Raw genomic sequence first — 26,663 nt, 5'->3', positions numbered from 1 at the left:
TTTTTACATAAAATTGCAAAACCACCGAACTCTCATGAATATTTTTATTGCCGGCGGAACTTCAGGCATCGGCTATTCTTTAGCCAGACATTACCTTGCCAAGGGATATCGTGTAGGAGTCTGCGGAAGAGATGCCACAAAAGTCCCTGAAAACAGCTCCAAAGACCTGGAAGTTTTTCAGGCGGACGTCTGTGATATGAATGCTGTTTTGTCCACATTACAATCTTTTCTTGTGGATAAAAAAGATCTCGATATTTTCATCAACTGTGCAGGAAGCTATGCTGAAGATGTGACAGGAAGAATTTCATATGAGGAAGCGGAAGAAATGTTGCAGACCAATATTCTGGGTACCGTCAATGGCTTTGAAGCTGCCAGAAGAATAATGAAGGGCCAGCAGAAAGGGAGTATAGCCGTCATTGCTTCTGTTTCCGGAATACTGGAATATGAAAATTCCAGCCTTTACACCAAAACCAAACGTTCCGTGATACAGATTGCAGATGCTTACCGGCGGGCACTGAAACCCTTTGGTATTTCTGTAACCACTATTGCCCCGGGGTATATAGACACTGAAAAGCTGAGACATCTTAATCAGAATGATCTGAGCAAAAAACCTTTTCTGACCGATGTAGAAACAGCAGCACTCATTATTTCCCAATCAATCGAAGAACAAAAAAAATTAGTTATTTTTCCTGTAAAAATGAAGTGGATGATGAAATCGTTATCTGTTCTTCCCTCTTCATTATTAAACATAATCATGTTCAGAAAGGCCAAATGGATGAAAAAAGACTGAAAATACAGCAGAAAATATATGCACTGCTCCTTTGTTCGATTGCGTTTATGATGGTTTACAACTATGCGGCATGGCATATTTCAAAACTATCGGAAGTTCCTTCATTTGTCTTTGATTTTGAAAAGCATATTCCGTTTATCCCGTGGAGCATCATCCCCTATATGACGAGCGGAATCTTTTTTTGTCTTGTATTTTTTCTCTGTAAAAATAAAGAACAGCTTAAAAACCTGGTTCAGCGGATGCTTTTTGTTACCCTTGCAGCCGGACTTTGCTTTATTCTGTTTCCATTAAAGTTTTCTCTGCCTAAGCCGGAGATTGACAACACATTTTTAAGATATTCCTTCCAGTTTTTAAAAACATTTGATTCTCCTTTTAACCAGTCGCCATCTCTGCATATTGCGTATGCGTTTATTTTCTGGACAGTCTTCGGAAGATTAAAAAGAGGCAGGATATTTTTAATGGTCTGGCTTATTCTTTTGGGTATTTCTACGTTGACCACCTATCAGCATCATGTTATTGATATCGTAACAGGAAGCATTCTTGCCCACGCCAGCTTTATTATCTTTCCTTTCAGAAAAAATGATTTTCTGTATAGAAATTTCCATGTGGCCAACATCTACTTTTTATCGGGATGGATCCTGATCTTAGTTACATTACTGATGGATAGACATATACATCATGCCGCGCTGATTCTATTATGGCCGGCTATGATGATTATTCTGATCGGGTTTCATTATCAAAAAAACAATGTTCGCTTTTTAAAAAGCAAAAACGGAGCTATTTCATGGATAAAAAAGATATTTTATTTTCCCTATCTGCTGATCTATCGGATATTCTGGAAATTTTTCAGGAAAAACAGAATTCCTGTAAAGATTCTTCCCGGTATGTATATCTCCTCCAGACCCGATTCCGAAGATTTGAAAAATTTTGGAATTACCCATTCTATGAAGGTTTATGATTTGTCTGCAGAAATCGAAGAGCTCTCTATTTTAAAAGAACAATCAACCTATCACTCCGTTCCTTTTCTGGATATAGGATCTTTTGACATTGATGACACCAGAAAACTGGTTTCAGAAATCACAGAAAGTTATAAAATACTTCCCGAAGACGGAAAAATCCTGATCCACTGTACCATGGGATTTACAAGAGGTTCTGTTATCGGGATCCTGGTGATGAAAAATATTTTATCTTTATCCCTGGAAGAAACAATCAACACCATGAAAGCCATCAATAAGGATATGGTCATCCATTCTTATCTGCAGGATTTTCTGAAAAAAATTTAAATTATGAACAGCGGACATTTTAAGAGCTTTGACAATAGTGAGATTTTTTATCGTGAATGGAATTACCAACCTCATCAGAAAAGCATCATTATGATCCACCGGGGACATGAGCATTCTGAAAGGCTTAATGATATTGCCCGATCTTCCCGGTTTTCACAATATAACATCTTCGCATTTGATCTCCGGGGGCATGGTTATACAAAAACTCAAACGTCATCGGTTTTTATGGATTATGTAAGGGACCTTGATGCATTTTCCAGATTTCTTCATTCACAGTATCATGTACAGATTTCCGATATTTTCGTGATTGCCAACAGTATAGGCGGCGTAGTCGCTTCTGCCTGGGCTCATGATTTTGCTCCCCCGATTGCAGGAATGGCACTGCTTGCTCCAGCTTTTAAGATCAATCTCATCGTTCCTCTGGCCAATGAAATGATCACTTTAGGTACCAAATTAAAAAAAGGGCTGATCATCAAAAGCTATGTAAAATCCAAAATGCTGACCCATGATCCTGAACAGCAAAAAGCTTATGATACGGATCCCCTCATCTCAAGATCTATAGATGCAGAACTACTTATTGACCTGGCTAAAGCCGGGAAACGCCTTGTGGAGGATGCGGAGGCTGTGGATACTCCAACACTAATTTTAGCGGCGGAAAAAGATCATGTCGTTTTCAATAAGGAGCAGAAGATCTTCCATGATAAGCTTGATACGGATCTGAAAAGGTATGAAGTACTGCCAGATTTTTTCCATGGAATTCTATTTGATACCGGTAAGGAAAAAGTATATGATAAGATTGTGGATTTTGCAGAAAGATGTTTCAACAGGACGCTAAAAAAGCCGTCTATTTCTCCGGACCGTTTTTCTGTAAAAGAATATGAGGATCTCCAGAACAATGTAGGGAATAACCTGAACTTTAAGCTGCAGAAATTCTCCCTTGGAAAGATCGGAAAGCTAAGCAACGGTATGGCCATCGGATTAAAACACGGATTTGATTCCGGCGCTTCACTGGACTATGTTTACCAGAATCAGCCAGGCGGAAAATTCGGTTTCGGAAAAATGATGGATAAAAATTATCTGAATGCTATCGGCTGGAAAGGGATCCGTATCAGGAAACAGCATCTGCTTCAGCTTTTGGAACAGAATATTCAGATCCTGAGAGAGCAGGGAAGAAAGATTAAAATACTGGATATTGCAGGCGGAACCGGAAATTATTTATTTGATATCAAGGAAAAGTATCCTGATGCTGAAATTGTTATCAATGAATTTGTAGCTTCCAATATTGAGATTGGTGAAAGGGTTATTCAGGAAAAAAATTATCAGAATATCCGTTTTACCAACTTCGACTGCTTTGATCCGGAAACCTACAAAAAACTGGGTATAGAGCCTAATATCACGATCGTATCAGGAATCCTGGAATTGTTTGGAGATAATGAAATGGCCAGCAGAGCTATTCACGGCATTACCTCTATCTCAGAAAAGAATTCTTATATCGTGTATACCGGGCAGCCATGGCACCCGCAGCTTCAAATGATCGCTTATGTACTGAACAATCATCAGAACAAAGACTGGGTCATGAGAAGACGTTCACAGAAAGAACTTGACAGGCTTATGGCTTTCAATACCATTCAGAAAGAACATATGCTGATCGATGATTTTGGGATTTTCACAGTCTCTTCAGGGAAGCTGAATACTTCCAACTAAAGCTTTAACTTTTATACATGAAATAATTACTTCCTTTCTGTCTTTATTTTTGATAATTCCTCCGAACGTTACAGGTATACTGATCTCTTTCCCAACATTTTTAATGCCTAGCGACCTTGTGCAAACATCGCTACACTAAAAAGAGCGAACATAAAAGATAAAAAGACTTTTTTCATTGTAATTATATTTTATATTAATATTTTAATTTAACAAAGCTTATGAAAGATATTTCCAGCATTATCCTATGTAATTTTTAATATTAAATGAAGGTAGCTCTTGAAGGAAAATGCTTTTTTTATAACTTCGCAGTATGGCAAAACTGAAAACAGCATACTTCTGTCAAAACTGCGGAACACAATACCCTCAATGGCTCGGACAGTGCAAAAACTGCGGACAATGGAACACCCTCGTAGAAGAAGTGGTGGAAAAACCGTCCCATAAAACCCCTCCGTTTTCAAAATCCAAGCAACATGTCATTAATATTGTTGAAGTTGAGACCAGTGAGGAACCAAGAATAAAAACCCCTTCTGAGGAACTGAACCGTGTTCTGGGAGGTGGCATTGTTTTAGGATCTGTTACGCTGATCGGTGGCGAGCCTGGAATCGGAAAGTCTACGCTTCTCCTTCAGCTCGCTTTGAAAATGAAGAAAAAGATCTTCTATGTTTCCGGGGAAGAAAGTGCATCTCAAATTAAAATGAGAGCCGACAGGCTGACAGATATTCAAAATCCGAACTGTTTTCTCTTTACCGAAACTTCATTGGAAAAGATCCTTCACGAAGCCAAAAAACTGGAGCCGGATTTCATGATCATCGACTCGATCCAAACCCTGCAGTCTCAGCTGATCGAAAGCTCTCCGGGAACGGTTTCCCAGATCAGAGAATGTTCCAATGAAATTATTAAATACGCGAAAGAAAACAACACTCCTGTCTTTCTGGTAGGCCACATCACCAAAGACGGTCAGATTGCAGGTCCTAAAGTTCTGGAACATATGGTGGATGTGGTTTTAAACTTCGATGGAGACAGAAATCACCTTTTCAGATTACTGAGAGCCAATAAGAACCGTTTCGGGTCTACCTCCGAAATTGGAATTTACGAAATGGTTTCCCAAGGTCTGAAGGAAATCAAAAACCCTTCTGAGATCCTTATCACTAAAAAGTTTGAAGAACTTTCCGGAAACTCGGTTGCGGTAACCCTGGAAGGAAACCGTCCTATGCTTCTGGAAATTCAGGCATTAGTGAGTACGGCGGTTTATGGTACTCCTCAGAGAAGCTCCACCGGATTTGATTCCAAAAGACTGAATATGCTTTTGGCCGTTCTGGAAAAAAGAGCGGGTTTTCAATTGGGGGCGAAAGATGTTTTCCTTAATATCACCGGAGGGATCAAGACCGATGACCCGGCACTGGATCTGGCAGTCATAGCTTCTGTGCTTTCGTCCAATGAGGATATTGCTATTTCAGAACACTATTGCTTTGCCGGAGAGATCGGGCTGAGTGGAGAAATCCGTCCGGTCGCACAAATCGAACAGAGGATTACTGAAGCTGAGAAACTTGGGTACGAAAAAATATTTGTTTCCAATCTTAACAAAATTCCGAAAAGAAAATTTGGTATTAAAATAGAAGAGGTAAGCAAGATTGAAGATTTTCATGAAAGATTATTTTAAAGATTTCACCTATTTTTGAAATATTTTGTATAATTTTATTATACCAAACTTCAAACTTATTAATTATGAAAACAAAATTTAGCTTCTTGACTATTTTCTGTTCTTATCTATTATTTGCACAGATCAGTATCTTTCAAAATTCAGTAAACGAAAACAGCTTACAGCCAGCACAGAGAATCACAAAAGAGCTAGCCTCGAACTACCTGGCTACACAATATTACGTTCAGCCTGACTTTAAACTGAATTCTGATTTAAAAATCACATTGCCCAACAAAAGGGAAATTATCGCAAAATTTGAAAAAATTTTCACCTATGGAAACAAAACAGAATCCTATGTTTATTCTATAGAAAACGAACCATTATCTGAATTGGTTCTTTCTAAATACGATAACATTATTACCGGCATGTACGCTCCTGTTTCAGGAGAGAAAGTAATGTTTCACCAAACTCAAGGAGACGTGTTTGCTTTGTCTTTAGTTAGTGATCAAAAGATATTAGATCAGGATTCAAAAGATGATTATATTGTAGAATCTTCGTTTTCGGACGTTTCCAGAGCCAATTCTAATGTATGCCTTAGCACTACCCCAGTTTGCCCTAAAACAAGAATTGATGTAATGGTAGTATATACATCAGCAGCGAGAGCAGCATGGGGAGGGGTTTCTCAAAGTAATTCTTATGCAGCTACTGCTATTACTAATTTTAATACCGCACTTGTCAATTCCGGAGTTTCCAATGTTACCATTAATCTGGTTTATTCTGGTGAAATTGCCTATACAGAACCAGGTAACATTAATACTGACTTAACCAGACTAAAAAATAGCAGTGATGGGTATATGGATAGCGTACATACATTAAGAACCACTTACGGAGCGGATCTTGTCGCATTAGTAACTGCTACCCCTACCAATACATGCGGACTAGGATATGTTAATACCAATGCTACAAATTACAGTGCAGCAAACGGGTTTTGTGTAAGTCTTTACAACTGTGCTGTTTCTAATTATTCATTGGCTCATGAACTTGGCCACAATATGGGCTTACAACATGACTGGTATGTGAATACAAGCACCTCTCCTTGCAGCCATCATCATGGTTATGTAAACAGAACCGCCATCAGTTCAGGAACTTCAAGCACCTCATCTCAACGTTGGAGAACCATCATGGCCTATAATGATGAATGTTCTTCCAAAGGAATCAGTTGTACCAGAATTAACCGTTGGGCAAACCCTGGTGTAAATTATAATTCCGAACCAACAGGAATCGCTATCGGAAACACTAATCCTTCTAATGAAGCTTATGGTTTTGCCCGCTTTGCCTGCGTAGTTTCTAACTTCATGCCTACAGCTTCTGCTGATATCATGTTATCAACTTCAGAAGTACTTGCTGAAACTAATAAATTTAATGTATATCCTAATCCCGCGAAAGAGTCAATCACAATTTCAACTGCAGATAATGGGAAATATACATTTACAATATTCAATTCACTAGGGCACAATATAATGACTACTTCTCAAAAAACAATTGATACAGGAAAGCTTACATCCGGTGTGTACTACATCAATATTTATGACGATAATGGCACTTTAACAGGAAATAAAAAATTCATCATTAAGTAATTTCCACATCACATAGCAAATTAAATCCTCTGAACGCAAATCAATTCAGAGGATTTTTTATAAAATTTATATCTTGCAGTATGAATTATTTGGCGCATTCTTTTTTAACCTTCAATGATGGACAAATTGTAGGACAATTCCTGGAAGACTTTATAAAAAATAGAGATAGATTTTCTTTTCCTAAAGATATTCAAGATGGAATTACGCTGCACAGGGCCATAGATACATTCACAGACTCCCATCCCGCCATTCATGAAGCGAAAAAAGCGTTTGCTCCTCTGGTAAGACTTTATTCAGGGGCATTTGTAGATGTTGCCATGGATTATTTCGTAGCCAATGATCTTTCTTTACATTCTACGGCAGAATGGAAAGCTCATTCACTGCGGGTTTACAGGGTATTGAACGTTCATAAGCAATGGCTTCCGGAAAACTTTAAAAGAATGCTCGTTAAAATGGAGCAGGATGACTGGCTCTATAATTACCGTGAAGACTGGGGCATTAAGTTCAGCATTCAAAATGTGCTCAATAAAGCTAAATACCTGGAAAAAGACATTCCTGTTTTTGAAGCCTTCTTACATCATAAAGATTTTCTTCAGCAATGTTACCATGATTTTTTTCCTGATCTGATGGCCCATACCACGGGCATCAATAATTTGCTTCAGCTGGAAAACTAACCTGCTAAAACTGTTTATAAAGGTAGCGGTTGGGATATGACAGTTTCTCACTGCGTCGCTGTCCGTCGACAATAATATGAACGATATTGATCTGGTCATCAAACAGGTTATACAGAAAGCTTACGGCAGCTTCTACTTTTTTAGGATTGGCCACAGGCTCTGATTCAAGAAAAACATTTACGGATTCCTGATCTTCTTCGTAACCAATGTAGTTTATTTTTAAAAATTTGTTGTCTACCTTTAATTTCAGATATTCTGAGCAATATTTTGGTAAAGCTTCATTAAGCTTAGCTTTATATTTGTCATCATTAAAGTGAAAGGAGCTTCCATATTTTTTACCTAAGCCATTCTCCAGATCGTCTAAAAAGAATCTTCCGGTTACTTCAAATGTTCCCGACTTTGAATTGTAATTGATTTCCACTGAGCCCACATGATAAGGATGAGCCTCATCGTTACTTACAAAGCTTTGAAAGACAACCGTCAATAATAATAGAAATCCAAAAAAAATTTTACGCAACATTCATTCTATTTTAACCACAAATATAAAAAAAGCAACAGTTTTAATAACTGCTGCTTTTTATTATCCGTGATTAATAAAATTTATTCTTTAACTACTTTTTTAGTAATCTTCGTACCCTCATTCAATGTTATGGTAAACAGGTAGGTTCCCCTTACCAATTCTGAGACATCAATCCTATTTGAATTATTATCAACATTGACAGTCTTCACAAGCTTTCCTGAAGCATCATAAATCGTTACAGCACCTTTAGAATATCTGCCCAGCATCACATTGACAAAATCTTTAGCCGGATTCGGAGTGATATTTACATCTGAATTCAGTTTTACATTTGTGACTCCCAATGTTGAACTCGTTTTAACAAAGTAGCCTCCAAAACCTACAGCAGGGAAACTTACTTCCCAATATTTGTAGGTATCATTCCAGACAATATCGTTAATATCAGGAGTAATAATAGTTGCTGTACTTCCGAAAGAAGCTACTGTTCCCGTATTTCCGGCACTTGTTCCTTCATATTTTTCAATAATAAGGTTGGCTTTACCGGCTATATCCGCCGGTGAGGATGGCAGCTTTATACTACTGGTCTGATTGTAAGCATCAAAATCGTCCTGCTTAAAATATAAAGTAACTCTCCCTGTTGCTGTCGTTGCATTGGCCGCAGGATTTATTTCATATCTTCTTGCCACATAGTTTGGCTGTGCATTATCTACCCATACTTTTGATGTTATATTTCCGGTTACTGTACTTGCTGTCTCTTTTTCCACTCTCGAAATAAGCTGGCAGGCATTGGTAAAGTAATTATATCCGGCTGCTACCGTACTCACTTTAGTCTGATTGGAAGTGGCCAGGTTCTTTACTTCAGCAATATTTTCATAGATCGTGGCTCTCATTTTAAGATCGAACGTTCTTGAGGTCCAGGTTGTACCGTCTGTAGAAGTTTTAGATCTATTGTTAACTACTATATTTTCCGCTTTCATAGCTATTCTTCCTCCTAAGCCGTTTACCACAATATAAAAATCTTTTCCGGTTGTAGTCTGTATATTCAAATCGGACAGGTTGATATAATTCCAGGTAAATCGTTGCACATCATTTACCCATGATGAAACTGTTTTTGTTGCAATAATATCACCAGGATCCCCATTGGCATTTACCTTTCTGATCTGAACATCTACCGGAATATCCGCAGGAATACTGCTTCCTGTTAAAAATGAGAAGCCTCCCAGTTTTCCTGTTAACGTTGGTGAATACCGAACGGCAAGCGCTGCATTATCAAAAAAGAAATTTGATTCTGTATTGGCAACAATATAAGGTTCATCATAGGTTACGACTTCAAAATCAGATTTTACACAACCTAATTCATCGGTAACAGCTTTATAAATATCCAATTTTCCATAGCCCCATCTCATATTGGGAACCGTTCCGGTTGCTCCATCCTTTCTCGCATTAGATGTAAGACGGGACTTCACTTGTGCAGCCGTTAATGTCGGATTTGCCTGAAGCAATAACCCTACCGCACCAGCCACTCCCGGGGACGACATGCTTGTTCCCTGATTTTTCACATAATAATTCGTTCCCCCAATAACATCTGTTACATCCGAAGTAGAATTGCTTGATCTTGAAGAAATCACATTTTGGCCGGAACCCGCAATATCAGGTTTCTGAAAACCATCTACTCTTGGCCCCTGAGCACTGAAAGTGGATATTGATTCCTGGGGTATAAGTGTATAATAAGGTCCTGTAGAATACCAGCTTGCTCTTCCCATATAAGAAGCTACCGTAATGGCATTGGACGCGTTCCCAGGTGTTCCTACAACATATTCATTATCTCCATTTTGCAGAGTGGTAGCTACCCCTCTGCTATACAGCCAACCATGAGCGGTTATCGGCTGCGTTCCGTTATTGGTAATCTCTAATGTATAATTTCCCTGACAATTGGCTGTAGAACCTGAATTCCTGCTTATCACCAGCTGAACATAGCGTTTATTATTATCTGTACTCCAGTAATTATACATAGTGGCAGTAAATCCTCCTCCCAGAATACTGTGAGCCGTTGTTGTACTTATATTCTGTGTATACTGCTGCCCGTCAGGAGCAGTCAGCTTTGCAGTAACGGCAGTATTATCATTGGCATACATCAGAAAGGAAAATACTGTTGCTGCAGAAGTATTACTTGCTACAGTAAAAGCATAGGTCTGTGAAGCACTAGGTTCTATATCAACCTTTCTGTGGAGATTGGCTCCATAATCATTCCCGGCAGAAATAACGACCACTCTTCCCGGCCCGGATGTTGTAAAATTATTAACAGCGACTTCATGCGTGGCTGTACCGTCATGTGCACTTCCCTGTCCGCCAATACTCATATTGACAACGATCGGCTTATTAAGGGCTGTAGCTACATTTTGAAAATAAGTTAAGGCATTAATGGTATTGGTCGTAGGAAAGGATCCGTTTCCTCCTTTTACGAAAACAATATCCGCTTCAGATGAAAATCCCTTATGTCTTTTATCTGCAAATGCAGCACCATTCCCGGCTGCTGTACCTGCCACATGGGTTCCATGCCCATTAGTATCATTTTCACGGACAAAACCTGTAGGGGTACCATCAAGTTCGTCTTCAATCTGAGCTCTTGTATATTCTACTCCTGTTGCAAAACCCGCAGGAGGTGTTTCTCCGGCTTGCGCCGATAAGGTCTGATCCCAAATGGAAACGATCCTGCTCTTTGTCTGATCATCAGCTTTTCTAAAGTCCGGATGCTTCCAGTCTATTCCGGTATCATATATCCCCACTAAAACGCCTGTTCCATTATAAGCTGTATTATTGAAAGCACCATCCTGTAAAAGACTGGCCCCGGATTGAGCTCTGCTCACATCATTATGAAGCTCATCAAAGGCAGGGGCCATCACAGAGGTCACATAAGGCAGCTGCATAAGCCTGTCAATATCATCGAGGGTAACCAAAGCTGTGGAAAAAGTTGGCAACTGGCTCTGAACCAGAAATCCGTCAGCCTTCAGCTTCTCCGGATCTTTAGTATAAATAATACAAGAATACATGGTCTGTGCTCCTTTAGAGGTCACTACCAAATGCTGATCCAGTTTCATATCTGCCCGTTCCAGCTCTTTTATGGCATTTCCTTTAGCAATATTCTCCCTATTCTTCAATAGCATGTCAAAGCGGGAGTCCAATTTCTGCACCTGCCCATAAAAAGCGTAGGAATACAATCCCAAAAAGGCAGCTGCAGCATTTCTGAGAAGCTTCGCTCCTCCGTGTGAAATGTTTACTTTTGTAAAAAATAATTTTTTAATATTCATTTTCATTTTTTTAACAATACAATTATACAATTTTTATCCAATAGAACAATCACGTAAAATATCGACAATCATTACAAATAAAAAAACAAACAAAACATAATAATTCATTTATTTTAACAAAATATTCAAAACCTAATAATCTATTATCAAATGCAGGATTTTCTATTTTATTTAAACCTTGGATGGGAACATATTATCTCACTGGATGCTTTGGATCATCAATTGTTTGTCCTTGCTCTGATCGCCGTTTATTCTTACAGTGACTGGAAAAAAATACTGATCCTCGTGACCGCATTTACTATCGGACATTCGATCACATTAGCTTTAAGCATTCTGGACATCTTCAGAGTACCTTCTGATTGGGTTGAGTTTTTAATTCCACTGACCATCGTCCTGACCTCCCTGGATAATATCATCATGAAGAATCAAAAGCAGACGCTGATGCGGGCCAATTATTATCTGGCCCTGATCTTCGGGCTCATTCACGGAATGGGATTCGCCAATACAGCCAGGGTTATGATCGCCAAGAGCCAAAGCATAGCAATACCTCTTCTGGGATTCAATATCGGGTTGGAGCTTGGCCAAATCGTAATTGTTTTTGCGATTTTGATGATCCTGTTTATTCTGCTTACTCTTTTTAAGGTCAATAAAAAGGATTGGATCCTGTTCGTTTCTTCCGGAGTATTTGCCTTATCTTTAAAAATGACTTTGGAAAGAATTCCTTTTTAAGCCTGAGATATTTTCATTTTTTCAATTGCTTATTACTATCTTTGATAATTATTAAATCATTTCGGTCATGAAACTAAAAGTTGTTATACTTTCACTTTCTGTATTTGCATATACAGGTTTCACCGCTCAAAATATTCAGAATAACCCAGGCAGCAATCATGGAAACAAATTTGAGCAGCTGGGCTCTATTCTTCCGACACCCAATATTTACAGAACGGCTTCCGGTGCTCCGGGACACGGATACTGGCAGAACAGGGCAGATTACAACATTTCCGCTTACCTTGATGAGGATAAAAGAAATCTCAAAGGTTCAGAAACGGTTACTTATTACAACAATTCTCCGGACGATCTGGATTATATCTGGCTTCAGCTTGATGAAAATGAACATTCAAGCATAAGAAATGCAGGCTATGATACTTCATCCGTACTCAAACCTTCAACCACTGATCAGCAGCTGAAGGTAACGGAGCTTCCGGTAAAAGACAATGGCTATGGTGTAAATCTTGAAAAAGTAACGGATGCTTCGGGGAATCCTCTGAAATATACGGTCAACAAGACCATGATGCGTATTGACCTTCCGAAAGTTTTGAAAAAAGGGGAAAAATTCATCTTCAAAATAGACTGGAACTACAATATCTCGAACAGAATGAAAATGGGCGGCCGTGGTGGTTATGAAAACTTCCCTGAAGATGGCAATGATCTCTACACTATGACACAATGGTATCCAAGAATGTGTGTCTACAGTGATTTTCAGGGCTGGCAGAATCACCAGTTTACCGGACGGGGTGAATTTGCTCTGGTTTTCGGAGATTTTAAAGTTTCAATGAATGTACCTGCCGATCATATTGTAGGTGGAACCGGTGAATGTAAAAACTATGATCAGGTGCTGACATCTGACCAGCTTTCAAGATACAGAAAGGCTGAAAACGCATCTGAACCAATAGAAATAGTCACCCTGGACGAGGCTAAAAAAGCAGAGAAAAATCATTCAAAACAAAGGAAGACATGGGTATTTGAAGCCAAAGATGTCAGAGATTTCGCATGGACCTCTTCCCGAAAATTTGTTTGGGACGGAATGCGTGTAACCATTCCTGAAAACAATAATAAGGTAATGGCCATGAGCTTCTATCCAAAAGAGTCTTATGGGCTTTACAGAAAGTTTTCCACAAAAGCAGTGGCCCACACGATCAAAACCTATTCGGAATTTACCATTCCTTATCCGTATCCTGTTGCCCAGTCTGTGGAAGCATCCAGTGGAATGGAGTATCCAATGATCTGCTTCAATTTCGGAAGGACTGAAAAAGACGGTACTTATTCTGAAGGAACCAAAAACGGAATGATAGGAGTGATCATTCATGAGGTAGGCCACAACTTCTTCCCAATGATCATCAATTCAGATGAAAGACAATGGGCATGGATGGATGAGGGTCTGAATACCTTCACCGAATACCTTACAGAAGAGAGATGGGACAATAAATTTCCCTCCAAAAGAGGACCTGCATGGACGATCGTCGATTATATGAAGCTTCCGAAAGATCAGCTGGAACCTATTATGAGCAATTCTGAAAATATCGTTCAATACGGTCCGAATGCCTATTCAAAACCTGCTACAGGTCTGAATATTCTTCGTGAAACCATTATGGGAAGAGAGCTTTTTGATAAGGCATTTAAAACCTATGCCAAAAGATGGGCCTTCAAACATCCTGAGCCTGCGGACTTTTTCCGTACGATGGAAGATGCAAGCGGTGAAGATCTTGACTGGTTCTGGAGAGGCTGGTTCTACGGAACGGATCCTGTAGATATTGCCATTGATAAAGTAACGGTAGCCGTTCCCGACCTGAATACCAATCCAAAAGCAGCCGATGAAATAAAATATCAGGTTGAAAAGCCGTTGGTAAATAGCTTTGAAGATATTTCGAAGATAAGAAACAGAGAAGATAAGAATATTAAGTTCTATGTTGATCAGGACAAAGAGGCTCAGGATTTCTATTACAGATATGACAGGGGCCAGGAAAAGATTGACAACAAAGAATATACGATTAAAACAGAAGCAGGCCTTCCTTTAGATGCCAGAGATAAAGATAAGTTTAAAAATATTACGGCATACCAGATAGACTTTGTGAATAAAGGCGGGCTGGTAATGCCTATCATCCTTGAGTTCACCTTTGAAGATGGTACAAAATTGTATGATAAGTCTTCTGCACAGATCTGGAGACTGAATGAACAAAAAGTTTCAAAAACTTATTATTTTGATAAGAAACTGAAATCGATCCAGCTTGATCCCATGAGAGAAACTGCAGACATTGATACCACCAATAATTTCTGGAGCAGTGCAGGATCTCCTGCTGAAACGTCAAAATTCCAGCTCTTCAAACAAAAACAGGAAGCAGGATCTGTAAGAGGAGGCTCAACGGGAAAAGTAAACCCGATGAAGGCCGCCGGAAAAATATAATATTCAATAAAAAACAGCTTTTCAGAAAGCTGTTTTTTTATTTATCCAAAGTATTCTTTCAGATGTTTTTTATAGGTCCTTCCCAGTGGAAGCTGCTCTCCACCTTTCAGATAAATCGTATTCGAATCGTACGAGCTGATATGGGAAGACAGGACAATATAGGATTTGTGAATTCTGATAAATCCTAAATTCTGAAAATTTTCTTCAAAATTGGACATCCGTTCCAGGATCATGTATTTTTTCAGATGGGTAATCAAAATAATATATTCCCCAAACCCCTGGATCCATTTTATATCCTGTAACAGTACTTTATTCATGATATAGTTGGACTTAAACATAATAAAGTCTTCATGTTTTTTTTCTTCTGTGGATTTCTTAAACTGTAAAAAGTCTCTTGCTTTATCGACTGCCTTTTTAAATGTTTCAAAATCCACCGGCTTCACCAGATAATGTACCACATCCAACTCAAAAGCTTTGACCGCATATTGGGTTTCCAAAGTAAGAAATATACACAATGGTCTGTATGGCAGCTTCAGCAGAAGGTCAATTCCATTAATATAGGGCATATTAATATCCAGAATAACAAGGTCTACCCTATTCTTCTGCAAATACTGAAGAGCTTCCTCAGGATTCTGAAATATCTCCAGCAAATCAGCTTCGCCTATCTGATCACAATAGTGCCGGATAAGTTCTAATGCGGGATATTCATCATCCACTGCTACGATAGTCAGGTTAGCCATTATAATGTAATTTTTAAAATAGTCTCGTATGTATTATTTTCAATTGCTTCAGAGATAAAAGTAAATTTTCCCGGATAATATTTTTCCAAAATACTGATGACAGCCTCATTCCCCAATCCGTTATCATTAAAGTTGTTTACCAGATTACGGTTCTTTGCCACAGAATTTTTTATTTCAAATAACAGGGTCTGATCTTGTATTTTGTAATATACCCTGATAAAACTGTTGTTCTCAATTCCTACCGCTGAGTGCTTCAGTGCGTTTTCAAATAATGTAAGGCAGACCGATGGAGGAACTTCAATAAGCTCCAGCGTTTCTTCATCGTCTGTTTCAAAATTGATATCCAGTAAATTATTATATTTTAACTGATAAAGTCCTATCAGGGATTTAATGGATGAGAACTCCTGCATGAGCGTAATCTTCTCCTTATTGGTATCATAAATAACATATTGCAGCAGCCGGCTCAACTGCAAAATAGATTCAGAGGTATTTTCTGATGGATTGAAGCTCTTGGAATAGATATTATTAAGGGTATTCAGCAGGAAATGAGGATTTAACTTAGATTTTAAAAGATCAAGATACAGTTGATCCTTTTCCTCACCCAATTCTTTAAAATCCTGCTCGATCAGAAATTTATCTTTCGTGATTCCCAGAAATGAAGCCACCAGTATGACAATGCCCTGGGCAGTATATACATTATACAGGAATTTTGCATGGGAAAGGGTCTCATTAAATTCCATATGAAAGACCGCAGGTTCCAGCAAAATCCTAAAAAGGCTGGAAACCAAAAAGCAGATGAATGCATACAAAATAAATTCGGGATACTTATTGGAAAGATAGAATCTAGGAACAAGATAAAAACAGACTAAATAATAAATTCCGACATTAAAAATAATGACAAATAAAACAGACCAAATCAGTTCGGGAACATCTAAAAAGTAATTTTCGGTGAAAAAAGTGATAATAAAAAAAACTAAAAAGAATAAAACATGCTGAAACTTCAGCAAGAATCCCCAATGATATTCCATGAGCCTCTTTAAAATCTTACCATTAAGTAAAATCCTAAAAATCAATAATATAAATACAATATTTATAATAAAAAACATCTGAAATATCCAATTTTCAATCTTCCAAATATAAGACCTTTTTCTCCCCGGATTGCAGTTCACTGATAAAAACTGCCATTGATTGAAAAATAAATTCACGGCTGCTTCTTATAAATATATTTGAGAAAGCAGGATATTAACTCAGTTTTACATGAAAATTAAATTATCATTAATCAGCTTTCTCCTACTGGGTCTCAGTCAGTTTGCCCACGCTCAGAGCCGTGACAATTATAATATGTGGTTCCAGTATCTTTTGTCTGCAAGGCTTACGGACAAGAGTACTTTGACGGCCCTTTCCCAATACCGGTCTTTTGACCTGGCCTATGATACCAGGCTTTTTCTGGTCTCTGCCTATGTTGATTATGAAGTGACCAATGAGGTAAGACCAGCCTTAGGAGCAATGTTTCTTGTTCTGGATTCTTACAGATCTGATAACTCGAAAAAAGAGAGGTATGAAAAAAGACCTTTCCAGCAGGTAAGCCTGGGAGGTAATATAGGAAGAACCTCTGTATCGCACCGGTTCCGTGTAGAGGAACGGTTTATAAGTAACCCCAATGAGTTCATTGTAAGGCTGCGCTACCTTATTTCTTTAAGAATCCCGTTCAATAAAGCCGGCGAAAAAGAAGTATTCTACGGTATTCTGAAAAATGAGATCAGAATGAATGCCGTCAAAGAAGAGCCTTTCGACAGTAATCGCTTAACAGCCGGAATAGGAATAAAAACAGGAAAAAACTCTGCCATAGAAGTTGCTTTTATCAACCAGCTGGAAACCGGCTCTACCAGCAACTATGCCTACATCGGCTACCGAAACGGTTTTGACTGGAGAAAAAACAAAAATAAATAACCTAAAAGACATTCACTTATGCTTACATTCCTTGGATTTCTGATGATTGCCATTTTTATGGTTCTTATCATGAGTAAAAAAATGACTCCCCTTACCGCTCTGGTAATTGTTCCTGTAGCCGTTGCAGTGTTAGCGGGATTTGGGCCTCAATTGGGAGATATGATGAAAAACGGAGTGAAAGAAATCGCAATGACCGGCGTGATGCTGATCTTTGCCATTCTTTATTTCAGTTTAATGATAGATACAGGGTTATTTGAACCTTTAGTAAATATGATCTTAAAAGCAGTAGGTGACCATCCTGCTAAAACTACCGTAGGAACCGCTATTCTGACGACTTTGGTTTCATTGGATGGTGACGGCTCTTCTACCTATTTAATTGTAGTGGCTGCTATGCTACCGCTTTATAAAAAACAGGGTATGAATCCGTTGATCCTCACCTGCATCATTATGCTTGCCGGTCAGATCATGAATATTCTTCCGTGGGGCGGCCCTACAGCAAGAGTCATGAGCTCCCTGAAACTTGGGCATACGGAAATTTTTGTTCCCATGATCCCTATCATGGCAATAGGGATTGTCTGGGTCATATTCGTAGCGTATATCTTAGGAATGAAAGAGAAGAAAAGAATTGCCAGATATGGAAAATATACAGGTTACAACAATAATGACATTATCGGTGAGGTGGATCTGAAACTCCGCCGTCCGAAACTGATCCTGATCAATCTTGCGCTTACTGTAATCCTGCTGGTGGTGATGATCCTGGACATTGTTCCTTTGGGAATTGCTTTTATGATCGCCTTCTGTATTGCTTCCATTATCAATTATCCTAAGCTGAAGGACCAGCAGAAAATCATAGCCAAACATTCCGGCAATGCTTTAGCCGTTGCCGGAATGATCTTCGGAGCGGGAATTTTCACAGGAATCCTGAACGGAACAGGGATTATGCAATCAATGGGAAACAGCATTATAGAAATAGTTCCTCAAAATTGGGGCAGCTATCTGAATATCGTAACGGCATTATTCAGTATTCCACTTACTTTTTTTCTTTCTAATGACGCCTATTATTTTGGAATATTACCCATTATTGTGGCTACCGGACATCAGCTGGGCATATCGCCGGAAATACTGGGAAGAGCAAGTCTTGTAGGCCAGGGTTCTCATCTTCTGAGTCCCCTGGTTCCTTCCACTTATCTGTTGGTATCGCTTGCAGGAGTAGAGTTTTCAGACCACCTTAAATATACGCTGAAGTGGGCATTAGGCTCATCCCTCATTATGATGATTGCCGCTTTACTTCTTGGCACCATATGATCTGAATTCAGTTAATAATGATTATATTTCAGATCTATAAATAAGATATTGCCGAAAGATATTGTAAAAACATACGATTTTTCAGATGAATTTCCTTGAACCCCAAAAAACATTTACCAGCAGATACCTGAAAAACCTTACGCTATATGTATTCACTGCAATCATAGCCGGGGTACTCACAGGTCATTATGCTCCTGAGGAAAGTATCAGACTGGGAGTGGTAAGCCGGTATTTTTTTATGATTCTTGAAACGTTGATTCTTCCTGTTATATTTATGGCAGTCATGTATGGAATCAGCCAGTTGTCTGAAATCAAAAATGCACGCAATATCGTATGGCAGACCATTTTATATTTTTTGATCATGACTTCGGCAGCCATTATAACAGGTCTTGTTTTTGGTTTAGCAATGCAGCCCGGCTCCGATACGGGAATTGATGTAACCAGGATCAATACTTCCCTCCCTAAAACATTTGACATCAAAGACAATGGCTTCCCTACCCTTTTATATCTTAACAGACATGGTATTTTTCTTTTTCTCTCTATTTTGATCGGAATTGCGATGAACCTTTCTCCAAAAAAAGAAAAGTTCCTGCATATACTGGATGGTGGTGTAGGTATTTTTTATACAGTCATTAAGTATCTTTACATCATCCTTCCCATTATTATTTTCTGTAATATCGCTTACGGTGTTGCCATATATGGTGTTAATACCCTTTTGCCACTGAGTAAAGTAGTTGCCACGGTATATATTGCAGACATTGTATTTATTTTCGGAGTCCTGGGGCTTGTCTCTTATCTGTTCAGATTCAATCTCTGGAAATTTTTACTGGATATCAAGGAAGAAATCATTCTGGTTGTCAGCACATCATCTTCTAAAACAGCATTCCCTCTTATTTTTGAGAAAATGGAATCTGAAGGATACAGCAGGAAAATTTTAAGATTTATTATTCCTTTGGGATATAATTTTAATCTTGCAGGAGCCTGTATCTACCTTGCCGTTACCTGCTGTTTTCTTGTTCAGTTCTACCATATTTCATTGAGTTTCTATGATTATATAGGGCTGTTTGTTATTATTTCCATTACTTCAAAAACAGCCTCAGGAGTACCGGGTTCAGGATTTCTGGCTTTAATTTTCACATTAAACCGATTCGGAAAAATTCCGTTAACAGATATCGCACTTCTTTACAGTGTAGACCGCTTTATGAATGAAGCCAGATCAGTAACCAATTTTATAGGGATTGCTGTTTCAGGGGCTATTATTTCAAAGATCAATCAGCAGCAGAAAAACAAAGCTCTTTCTTCTTAGCCCTGGCTTCATATTCATTTGCCTCAATCTGTCAAAGATTGTAACTTTTTGGAATTCAGCACTACTCATTATCATAAAAGACCATGAGAACAATTCTTTTCCTTTTACTAATTGGCAATACTCATCTTTTTTCACAACAATTGCTTACTCCGGAAAACGCAGGCATTAATTCCAGGCTGATAAAAGATGAAATCTCTGAAGCGGTATGGTATGCTGAAAATGCCGGAGCTACCATAGAGTTCGGAAGTATAATTACAGAGCTTAAAAAATTAAACAAAACAGACCTGCTTATCAGGACAACAGTTAAAATGAAACAGACTCCTGATGCCAGCTGGGTAGATTCCACCATAGTGAAAACAGCTAATTTTCTTCCTTCCTACCATTCATCTTATAATTCTATGAGAGATATAGTCCTGAAGTCCGGTAAAAATAACGTGACAGGATATTATCTGGATAAAAAGACGCAGAAAAAAGACAATATTGACATCAAAGCGACCCGCTATTTCGACAGCAGCAGCTATCCTATGCTGATCAGGCTCCTACCTTTAAAAGAAAACTATACTTCTGAGATTTCTATTTTTGATTATAACCCAAGATCTGATAAAAACGGCGTGATGAAGGCTTATATTATAAACGTTCAAAAAACCGATTATAAAGGAAAACAAGTCTGGGCGGTAAAGACCAATGATGATATCTCCAACAAAACGACGACCACAACCTATTATATTGATCCCGAAACAAGAAAGATCCTGAAACAGGATATGGACATGGGCGGAAGAAAAATGTTCATTGAAACAATTAAATAAAGCAAACATTCATTATCCATTGATAACCAAATATTTAATTAGAAAAAAACGTTCAATAATTATATCACAATTTAAGGAAAAACACTTATCTTTGAATTTAACACTTAAACACCAAATGTCAAAAAGCCTGATTGACTTTAAACGCTCAGGAATCGTACAAACTCAATATTATTAACTATGAAAAATGCTAAATCATTAAGCAGAGATGCCCAAAAATCTATTATTGGAGGCGGACTTGCACCCAGACTTGTTTGTTGTGAATGGAACGAGCAGGGAAAATGTATCTTATGGATCGGACCAGGACAATATTGCCCTTAGTAAGAACCCATTCATAGAGTTAGAATAAAAGCCGGAAAGTTTCCGGCTTTCTCTTTTCCGTTTTTCTGCCAAATTTTCACATTCGGAAATAAAATTCTGCCATTTCATCCATCAGTGCCTCATGGCATACATTTAGAGAATTACAACACAGAAATAATTAAAAAATAAATATATTATGTCAGTAAACTTTAAACCATTGGCAGACAGAGTTCTGGTAGAGCCAATCGCAGCAGAAACTAAAACAGCTTCAGGTATTATTATCCCGGATACTGCAAAGGAAAAGCCGCAAGAAGGTACTGTAGTGGCAGTAGGACCCGGTAAAAAAGATGAGCCTACAACTGTTCAGGTAGGTGACAAAGTTCTTTACGGAAAATATTCGGGTTCTGAATTGAAGCTGGAAGGAAAAGATTATTTAATCGTAAGAGAGGCTGATTTATTGGGAATCATCGGTTAATTTGTAAAAAGTAAAATGTATTCATGTAAAATGATTTCATGAATATACATTCATTAATACATTGTACAAAGTACATTAATACAATAAAAAATTATGGCAAAAGAAATAAAATTCGATATTGAATCAAGAGACGCTCTAAAGAGAGGTGTAGACGCATTGGCTAATGCAGTAAAAGTAACTTTAGGTCCTAAAGGAAGAAACGTGGTAATCGAAAAATCTTTCGGTGCTCCTCACGTAACTAAGGATGGTGTTTCTGTAGCAAAAGAAATCGAACTTGAAGATAAAGTAGAAAACATGGGAGCGCAAATGGTAAAAGAAGTGGCTTCCAAAACCAATGATATTGCAGGAGACGGTACAACTACCGCTACTGTATTGGCACAGGCTATCGTAAGAGAAGGTCTTAAGAACGTAGCTGCAGGTGCTAACCCAATGGATCTTAAAAGAGGGATCGACAAAGCGGTAACCGCTGTTGTTGAAAACCTTAAATCTCAGTCTCAGGAGGTTGGAGATTCTTCAGAAAAAATCAAGCAGGTTGCTTCTATCTCTGCTAACAACGATGATACAATCGGTTCTCTGATCGCTGAAGCGTTCGGAAAAGTAGGTAAAGAAGGAGTAATCACTGTAGAAGAAGCTAAAGGTACTGATACAACGGTAGATGTTGTAGAAGGTATGCAGTTCGACAGAGGATACCAGTCACCTTACTTCGTGACTAACCCTGAGAAAATGTTAGCTGAACTTGAAAATCCATATATCCTTTTAGTAGAGAAGAAAATCTCTTCCATGAAAGAATTGTTACCGGTTCTTGAGCCTATCGCACAAGGTGGTAAGTCTTTATTGATCATCTCTGAAGAAGTTGAAGGAGAAGCTTTAGCTACTTTAGTTGTAAACAAATTAAGAGGTTCTCTTAAAATTGCTGCTGTAAAAGCTCCGGGATTCGGAGACAGAAGAAAAGCAATGTTAGAAGATATCGCTATCCTTACAGGTGGACAGGTGATCTCTGAAGAGCAAGGTTTCACTATGGAAAACATCTCTTTAGATATGCTTGGAACTGCTGAGAAAGTAACCATCGACAAAGACAACACAACGGTTGTAAACGGTGGTGGTGACGAAGCTAAAATCAAAGGAAGAGTAGCTCAGATCAAAGCTCAGATGGAAACTACAACTTCTGACTACGACAGAGAAAAACTTCAGGAAAGATTAGCTAAGTTAGCTGGTGGTGTTGCTGTATTGTACGTAGGTGCTGCTTCTGAAGTAGAAATGAAAGAGAAAAAAGACAGAGTAGATGATGCGTTACACGCAACAAGAGCAGCTGTTGAAGAAGGTATCGTTGCAGGTGGTGGTGTTGCTTTAGTAAGAGCAATCTCAGCTCTGGAAAACCTTAAAGGAATCAATTCTGACGAAACTACAGGGATCAAAATCGTGAAAAGAGCAATCGAGGAGCCATTAAGACAAATCGTTGCCAACGCAGGTGGTGAAGGTTCTGTAATCGTTGCTAAAGTAGCTGAAGGACAAGGTGACTTCGGGTACAACGCAAAAACTGACGAGTATGTAAACATGCTTGAAGCAGGGATCATTGACCCTACTAAAGTAACAAGAGTTGCCCTTGAAAATGCAGCTTCTGTATCTGGAATGCTTCTTACCACTGAATGTGTAATCACTGAAGTGAAAAAAGACGAACCAGCTATGCCAATGGGTGGTGGAATGCCGGGAATGATGTAACGGTCAGCGACCGAGGCAGATTAATATACTAACCGTTCTATTTTTATAGGGCGGTTTTTTGTTTTAATAGAAAATGATTTTACTATATTTATAATTTTAATAAAATATGAGTAAAATTAACAAGACAATTTATCGAATGACACATATAAAGAATATACAACATATTCTAAAATATGGTATTACTCATAAAAATTCTCCTAATTCTAATCCAAATTTTGTTAATATCGGAGATTTAAGCTTAATTGATAGTAGGGAAAATAAATCTGTTAAAGTTGATAATGGAGAGTTTTTAAAACCTATCTCAAAAAATATTATTCTTGGAAATTATATCCCTTTTTATTTTGGTATAAAGATGCCCATGTTATATATAATGCAAATTGGGGGAAATTTTGTTGAAAAAGCAACTAAGCCTGAAGATATAATTTATTTAGCTTGTTCAATTGATAAAATTATAGATGCAAATTTAGATTTTTATTTTAGTGATGGGCATGCTACTAATCATTACACTTCCTTCTACGAAAAAAATCAAATTAATAGAATAAATGAAATTATAGATTGGAATGCAATTAAAGCTTCATATTGGGGCGGAGATGAAAATTTAAATATAAAAAGAAAAAAACAAGCAGAATTTTTAGTTTTGAATGATTTGCATCCTGATTTTATTATTGGTTTTGGGTGTTATAATCAGTTTGCTAAACAGCAATTATTAGATATGGGAGTAGAAGAAAGTAAAATAAAAGTTATTCCTAATGGATATTTTTAATAAATTGCACCTATGATAAAATATGTTACTGGAAATATCTTAGATAGTGAAGCAGAAGCACTTGTAAACACAGTCAATACTGACGGTGTTATGGGGAAAGGTATTGCTTTGCAATTTAAAAAAGCATTTCCAACAAATTTCAAATTATATCAAGATGCTTGCAAGAATAATAGTATAAATATTGGACATCTATTTTATACATTTGATAGTAATATTACTTCTGGAACGAAACTAATTATAAATTTTCCCACTAAAAAAAGCTGGAGAAAACCTTCAGAATATTCTTTTATAGAAGCTGGTCTAGATGACTTAATTAGAATTATTCAAGAAAAAAAAATCAAAAGTATTGCAATTCCTCCGCTTGGTTCCGGAAATGGTGGTTTAGAATGGGAAAGAGTAAAAAAGATAATGGAACGAAAATTAAATAATTTAGATATAAATATTTTCGTTTATGAACCTAATGCTATAATTAAAGATCATTTAAAAACTGAACGTATAAAACTTACTGATGCAAGAGCATTATTATTATTTGTTTTATATGATTTAGTAAAAAATGGAGAATATGTTTCTGAATTTTCAAGTGAAAAAGTATGCTATTTTCTCCAAAGATTAGGAGCAAAAAAGTATTTTAAATTAAAATTTGAACCTAATTTTTATGGACCATATTCTGGAAAAGTAAGATACGTTCTCAATGTATTAAATGGCAGTTACATTATGGGATATAGTGATATGAATAAAAAGCCGTTTGAACCATTATCACTTGTTGCAGACGGTTATGAAGATGTAAAGAATCATGTTGAAAGCGATTCAACATTGCTAGATATAGCGGTAAAAACTACTAAATTTTTAAATGGCTTCTATTCTGATTTTGCATTAGAGTTACTTTCGAGCTTAGATTATTTATCAGTAAAACATAAAATAACTGATACTGATATTTTAACACAAAAGTTAAAATCTTGGAATGATAGAAAACAAAGTCTATTCTCTGATCCTAAATATATTCATATATCTATAAATCATCTTAAAGAATTAGATAATAATATCTAATAATAAAACATAGTCAAATTTGTTCAATATATTTTGCTCGTTAGCAATAAAATAAAAATAATCCGATAAAAATGTGCTCCGAAGTCTGAAGACTTTGGAGCACATTTTATTTATCTAATTCAGAATAGTATTCTTCAAAATCAAAAAGAATATCAAATAATTCCTTTGGGTGTATTCTTAGTCCGGTTGCAATTTCAATGAAAGTACTGAGTTGACAATCAATCTTGTTATTGGCAACATCACTAATTCTCGCAGCAGTAACATTACATTTTTCTGAAATCTTAGAATAAGGAGTTTCTCCTTTTATTTCTTTTATTTTCTCTGAAACCATTTTTTTGATTTCATCAGTCTTAAACTCGTTCATAATCGCACTGTTTAGTGCAAATTGTAATTATTAGCATAAATTTTCATTACTGAATTCGGTAATATTGAAATAATATTATTATATTTGGAAAAGATTACTCATTAGAGTAATTTTGCGATACTTCAACGAAATATAGAAGCTATTGCTTAGAATCTTGTAATAGAAAACTGGTAATTTTTAAGAGACAAGAAGATAAGTAATGAAGCTCACGACCTAGGCGTGAGCTCTCTTATCTGTCTCAAGGTATACCAGTACCCCTATTACAGATATTGTAGAGTCTCATGCCGTTTTTATTTTCATGCAATTCTGTTTTCTACAATCATCTTTTTCTAAGCCTGCTTTACAACATAAAGTATCATGATACGGTACAATGGGGTGTACAATCCATTGCGGCTTTAGGGCTTTTAGAAAAACACAAATTCTATCATATTGATTTGGCTTGTATAGACAGGAAGTTCAGATATTGCAGAGCTTATTTCTTTACTGCCGATAAAATCGTACAACAAAAAAAAACAAACTCATGAAAAAAGACAGAACAGACTTTCAATCCCGGCTTGGGAAAGGCCGGAAGAAGCATTGTGGCTTACAGCTGATGGAGACCTATTTTAAGCTCAATGACCTGACAGCATCCAAAGAACTGTTAAACAGCATTATGAGTTATGCTGTCAAAAGAAATAGCTGGATAAAAGAAGATCCGTCCGTTATTTATCATTTTCATCAGGCGATGCGGTCATTCATCCGTGCAGGCTACTTCATAATGCTGAAGGAAAAGAAATATATAGTCAATACTCAGTCGGAAAATGTCTCTCCGCTGCTTTTCGGCCTGCTTTCGGAGAAAGAATACCAAAATCCTCTGTTGGTCTTTAAAAAAGCATTCAGAGAATACAGCATCAAGGAATTTGATTATTTTATTTCCGGGATGGTCTATTTCTCACTGGGAATCTATGACCATCTACCAGAAAGGAACATGATAAACCCATATATTCATCTGATTAAAATGCTGGATGCGGCGTACCTCATTATTGAAAGGAGAGGAAAAAAATAAAGATAGCTCCGCTCTGCAAAGTCTTCCGAAATTGCTTTTAATTTATTGTCGAAAAAAATGACACCTTCCATAAGTTTGCTGGTGAGGAAATTTAAACAACTATTTTATTTAAA

Annotated in this window: 23 protein-coding genes; 18 read left to right on the top strand and 5 right to left on the bottom strand. The window is 37.4% G+C overall.

Annotation, left to right across the window (positions count from 1 at the left end):
• Positions 1-34: 34 nt before the first annotated feature.
• From AC4IF5_RS05290 to AC4IF5_RS05265, 6 genes are all read left to right on the top strand, one after another.
• Positions 35-790, top strand: a complete 756-nt coding sequence (locus tag AC4IF5_RS05290) for an SDR family NAD(P)-dependent oxidoreductase (protein ID WP_490732349.1) — start codon at positions 35-37, stop codon at positions 788-790.
• On the top strand, positions 772-2,073 hold the full coding sequence (locus AC4IF5_RS05285; RefSeq protein WP_490732347.1) for a phosphatase PAP2 family protein: 1,302 nt from the start codon (positions 772-774) through the stop codon (positions 2,071-2,073). Before AC4IF5_RS05290 ends, AC4IF5_RS05285 begins: the two co-directional genes overlap by 19 nt.
• A gap of 3 nt (positions 2,074-2,076) precedes the next feature.
• A complete protein-coding gene (locus tag AC4IF5_RS05280; RefSeq protein WP_490732345.1) occupies positions 2,077-3,777 on the top strand; it encodes a bifunctional alpha/beta hydrolase/class I SAM-dependent methyltransferase in 1,701 nt (566 codons plus the stop codon).
• 310 nt (positions 3,778-4,087) lie between these two features.
• A complete protein-coding gene (radA, locus tag AC4IF5_RS05275; RefSeq protein ID WP_490732343.1) occupies positions 4,088-5,437 on the top strand; it encodes a DNA repair protein RadA in 1,350 nt (449 codons plus the stop codon).
• A gap of 65 nt (positions 5,438-5,502) precedes the next feature.
• Positions 5,503-7,053, top strand: coding sequence for a zinc-dependent metalloprotease (locus tag AC4IF5_RS05270; protein ID WP_490732342.1), 1,551 nt, complete (start codon positions 5,503-5,505; stop codon positions 7,051-7,053).
• Positions 7,054-7,133: 80 nt separating this feature from the next.
• Entirely contained in the window at positions 7,134-7,727 is a 594-nt protein-coding gene (locus tag AC4IF5_RS05265) for an acyl carrier protein phosphodiesterase (RefSeq protein WP_490732340.1), read from the top strand.
• A 4-nt stretch (positions 7,728-7,731) separates the two neighbouring features.
• Here AC4IF5_RS05265 and AC4IF5_RS05260 read toward each other — a convergent pair whose 3' ends face one another.
• Positions 7,732-8,247 carry a DUF6702 family protein gene (locus AC4IF5_RS05260; protein WP_490732338.1) on the bottom strand — a complete coding sequence of 172 codons (516 nt, stop codon included), beginning with the start codon at positions 8,245-8,247 and terminating at the stop codon, positions 7,732-7,734.
• Positions 8,248-8,327: 80 nt separating this feature from the next.
• Positions 8,328-11,552 carry a S8/S53 family peptidase gene (locus tag AC4IF5_RS05255; RefSeq protein WP_490732336.1) on the bottom strand — a complete coding sequence of 1,075 codons (3,225 nt, stop codon included), beginning with the start codon at positions 11,550-11,552 and terminating at the stop codon, positions 8,328-8,330.
• A 150-nt stretch (positions 11,553-11,702) separates the two neighbouring features.
• On the opposite strand from AC4IF5_RS05255, the gene AC4IF5_RS05250 reads away from it, so the two are divergent.
• Entirely contained in the window at positions 11,703-12,281 is a 579-nt protein-coding gene (locus tag AC4IF5_RS05250) for a HupE/UreJ family protein (protein ID WP_490732334.1), read from the top strand.
• Between the two features lie 67 nt (positions 12,282-12,348).
• Positions 12,349-14,733: a M1 family metallopeptidase gene (locus AC4IF5_RS05245; protein ID WP_490732332.1), complete on the top strand. Its 2,385-nt coding sequence runs from the start codon at positions 12,349-12,351 to the stop codon at positions 14,731-14,733.
• A gap of 41 nt (positions 14,734-14,774) precedes the next feature.
• On the opposite strand, the gene AC4IF5_RS05240 is transcribed toward AC4IF5_RS05245, so the two are convergent.
• Positions 14,775-15,473, bottom strand: coding sequence for a LytR/AlgR family response regulator transcription factor (locus AC4IF5_RS05240; protein WP_490732330.1), 699 nt, complete (start codon positions 15,471-15,473; stop codon positions 14,775-14,777).
• Positions 15,473-16,213: a sensor histidine kinase gene (locus tag AC4IF5_RS05235; RefSeq protein ID WP_490732329.1), complete on the bottom strand. Its 741-nt coding sequence runs from the start codon at positions 16,211-16,213 to the stop codon at positions 15,473-15,475. Before AC4IF5_RS05235 ends, AC4IF5_RS05240 begins: the two co-directional genes overlap by 1 nt.
• A gap of 517 nt (positions 16,214-16,730) precedes the next feature.
• On the opposite strand from AC4IF5_RS05235, the gene AC4IF5_RS05230 reads away from it, so the two are divergent.
• The 9 genes from AC4IF5_RS05230 to darG all read left to right on the top strand — a co-directional run bounded on the left by AC4IF5_RS05230 (position 16,731) and on the right by darG (position 25,141).
• A complete protein-coding gene (locus AC4IF5_RS05230; RefSeq protein WP_490732327.1) occupies positions 16,731-17,423 on the top strand; it encodes a DUF2490 domain-containing protein in 693 nt (230 codons plus the stop codon).
• Between the two features lie 18 nt (positions 17,424-17,441).
• Positions 17,442-18,728, top strand: coding sequence for a CitMHS family transporter (locus AC4IF5_RS05225; RefSeq protein WP_490732325.1), 1,287 nt, complete (start codon positions 17,442-17,444; stop codon positions 18,726-18,728).
• 85 nt (positions 18,729-18,813) lie between these two features.
• Positions 18,814-20,034, top strand: coding sequence for a cation:dicarboxylate symporter family transporter (locus AC4IF5_RS05220; RefSeq protein ID WP_490732323.1), 1,221 nt, complete (start codon positions 18,814-18,816; stop codon positions 20,032-20,034).
• Positions 20,035-20,117: 83 nt separating this feature from the next.
• Positions 20,118-20,840, top strand: a complete 723-nt coding sequence (locus AC4IF5_RS05215; protein ID WP_490732321.1) for a DUF3108 domain-containing protein — start codon at positions 20,118-20,120, stop codon at positions 20,838-20,840.
• 177 nt (positions 20,841-21,017) lie between these two features.
• Complete coding sequence (locus AC4IF5_RS05210) at positions 21,018-21,158, top strand: hypothetical protein (RefSeq protein ID WP_490732319.1); 141 nt, start codon at positions 21,018-21,020, stop codon at positions 21,156-21,158.
• A 175-nt stretch (positions 21,159-21,333) separates the two neighbouring features.
• The gene (locus AC4IF5_RS05205) at positions 21,334-21,612 is read left to right on the top strand and encodes a co-chaperone GroES (protein WP_002976538.1); all 279 of its coding nucleotides are present in this window, start codon (positions 21,334-21,336) and stop codon (positions 21,610-21,612) included.
• A gap of 93 nt (positions 21,613-21,705) precedes the next feature.
• A complete protein-coding gene (groL, locus tag AC4IF5_RS05200) occupies positions 21,706-23,331 on the top strand; it encodes a chaperonin GroEL (protein ID WP_490732316.1) in 1,626 nt (541 codons plus the stop codon).
• 106 nt (positions 23,332-23,437) lie between these two features.
• On the top strand, positions 23,438-24,094 hold the full coding sequence (gene darT / locus AC4IF5_RS05195; protein WP_490732314.1) for a type II toxin-antitoxin system toxin DNA ADP-ribosyl transferase DarT: 657 nt from the start codon (positions 23,438-23,440) through the stop codon (positions 24,092-24,094).
• A gap of 12 nt (positions 24,095-24,106) precedes the next feature.
• Entirely contained in the window at positions 24,107-25,141 is a 1,035-nt protein-coding gene (gene darG, locus AC4IF5_RS05190; RefSeq protein WP_490732312.1) for a type II toxin-antitoxin system antitoxin DNA ADP-ribosyl glycohydrolase DarG, read from the top strand.
• A 106-nt stretch (positions 25,142-25,247) separates the two neighbouring features.
• On the opposite strand, the gene AC4IF5_RS05185 is transcribed toward darG, so the two are convergent.
• Positions 25,248-25,505, bottom strand: coding sequence for a hypothetical protein (locus AC4IF5_RS05185; protein WP_490732310.1), 258 nt, complete (start codon positions 25,503-25,505; stop codon positions 25,248-25,250).
• 520 nt (positions 25,506-26,025) lie between these two features.
• Here AC4IF5_RS05185 and AC4IF5_RS05180 point away from each other — a divergent pair.
• Positions 26,026-26,550: a hypothetical protein gene (locus tag AC4IF5_RS05180; RefSeq protein ID WP_490732308.1), complete on the top strand. Its 525-nt coding sequence runs from the start codon at positions 26,026-26,028 to the stop codon at positions 26,548-26,550.
• Positions 26,551-26,663 lie beyond the last annotated feature (113 nt).

Source organism: Chryseobacterium sp. UF-290 (genome assembly GCF_058245615.1).
This window is presented reverse-complemented; position numbering and strand designations above follow the sequence as displayed.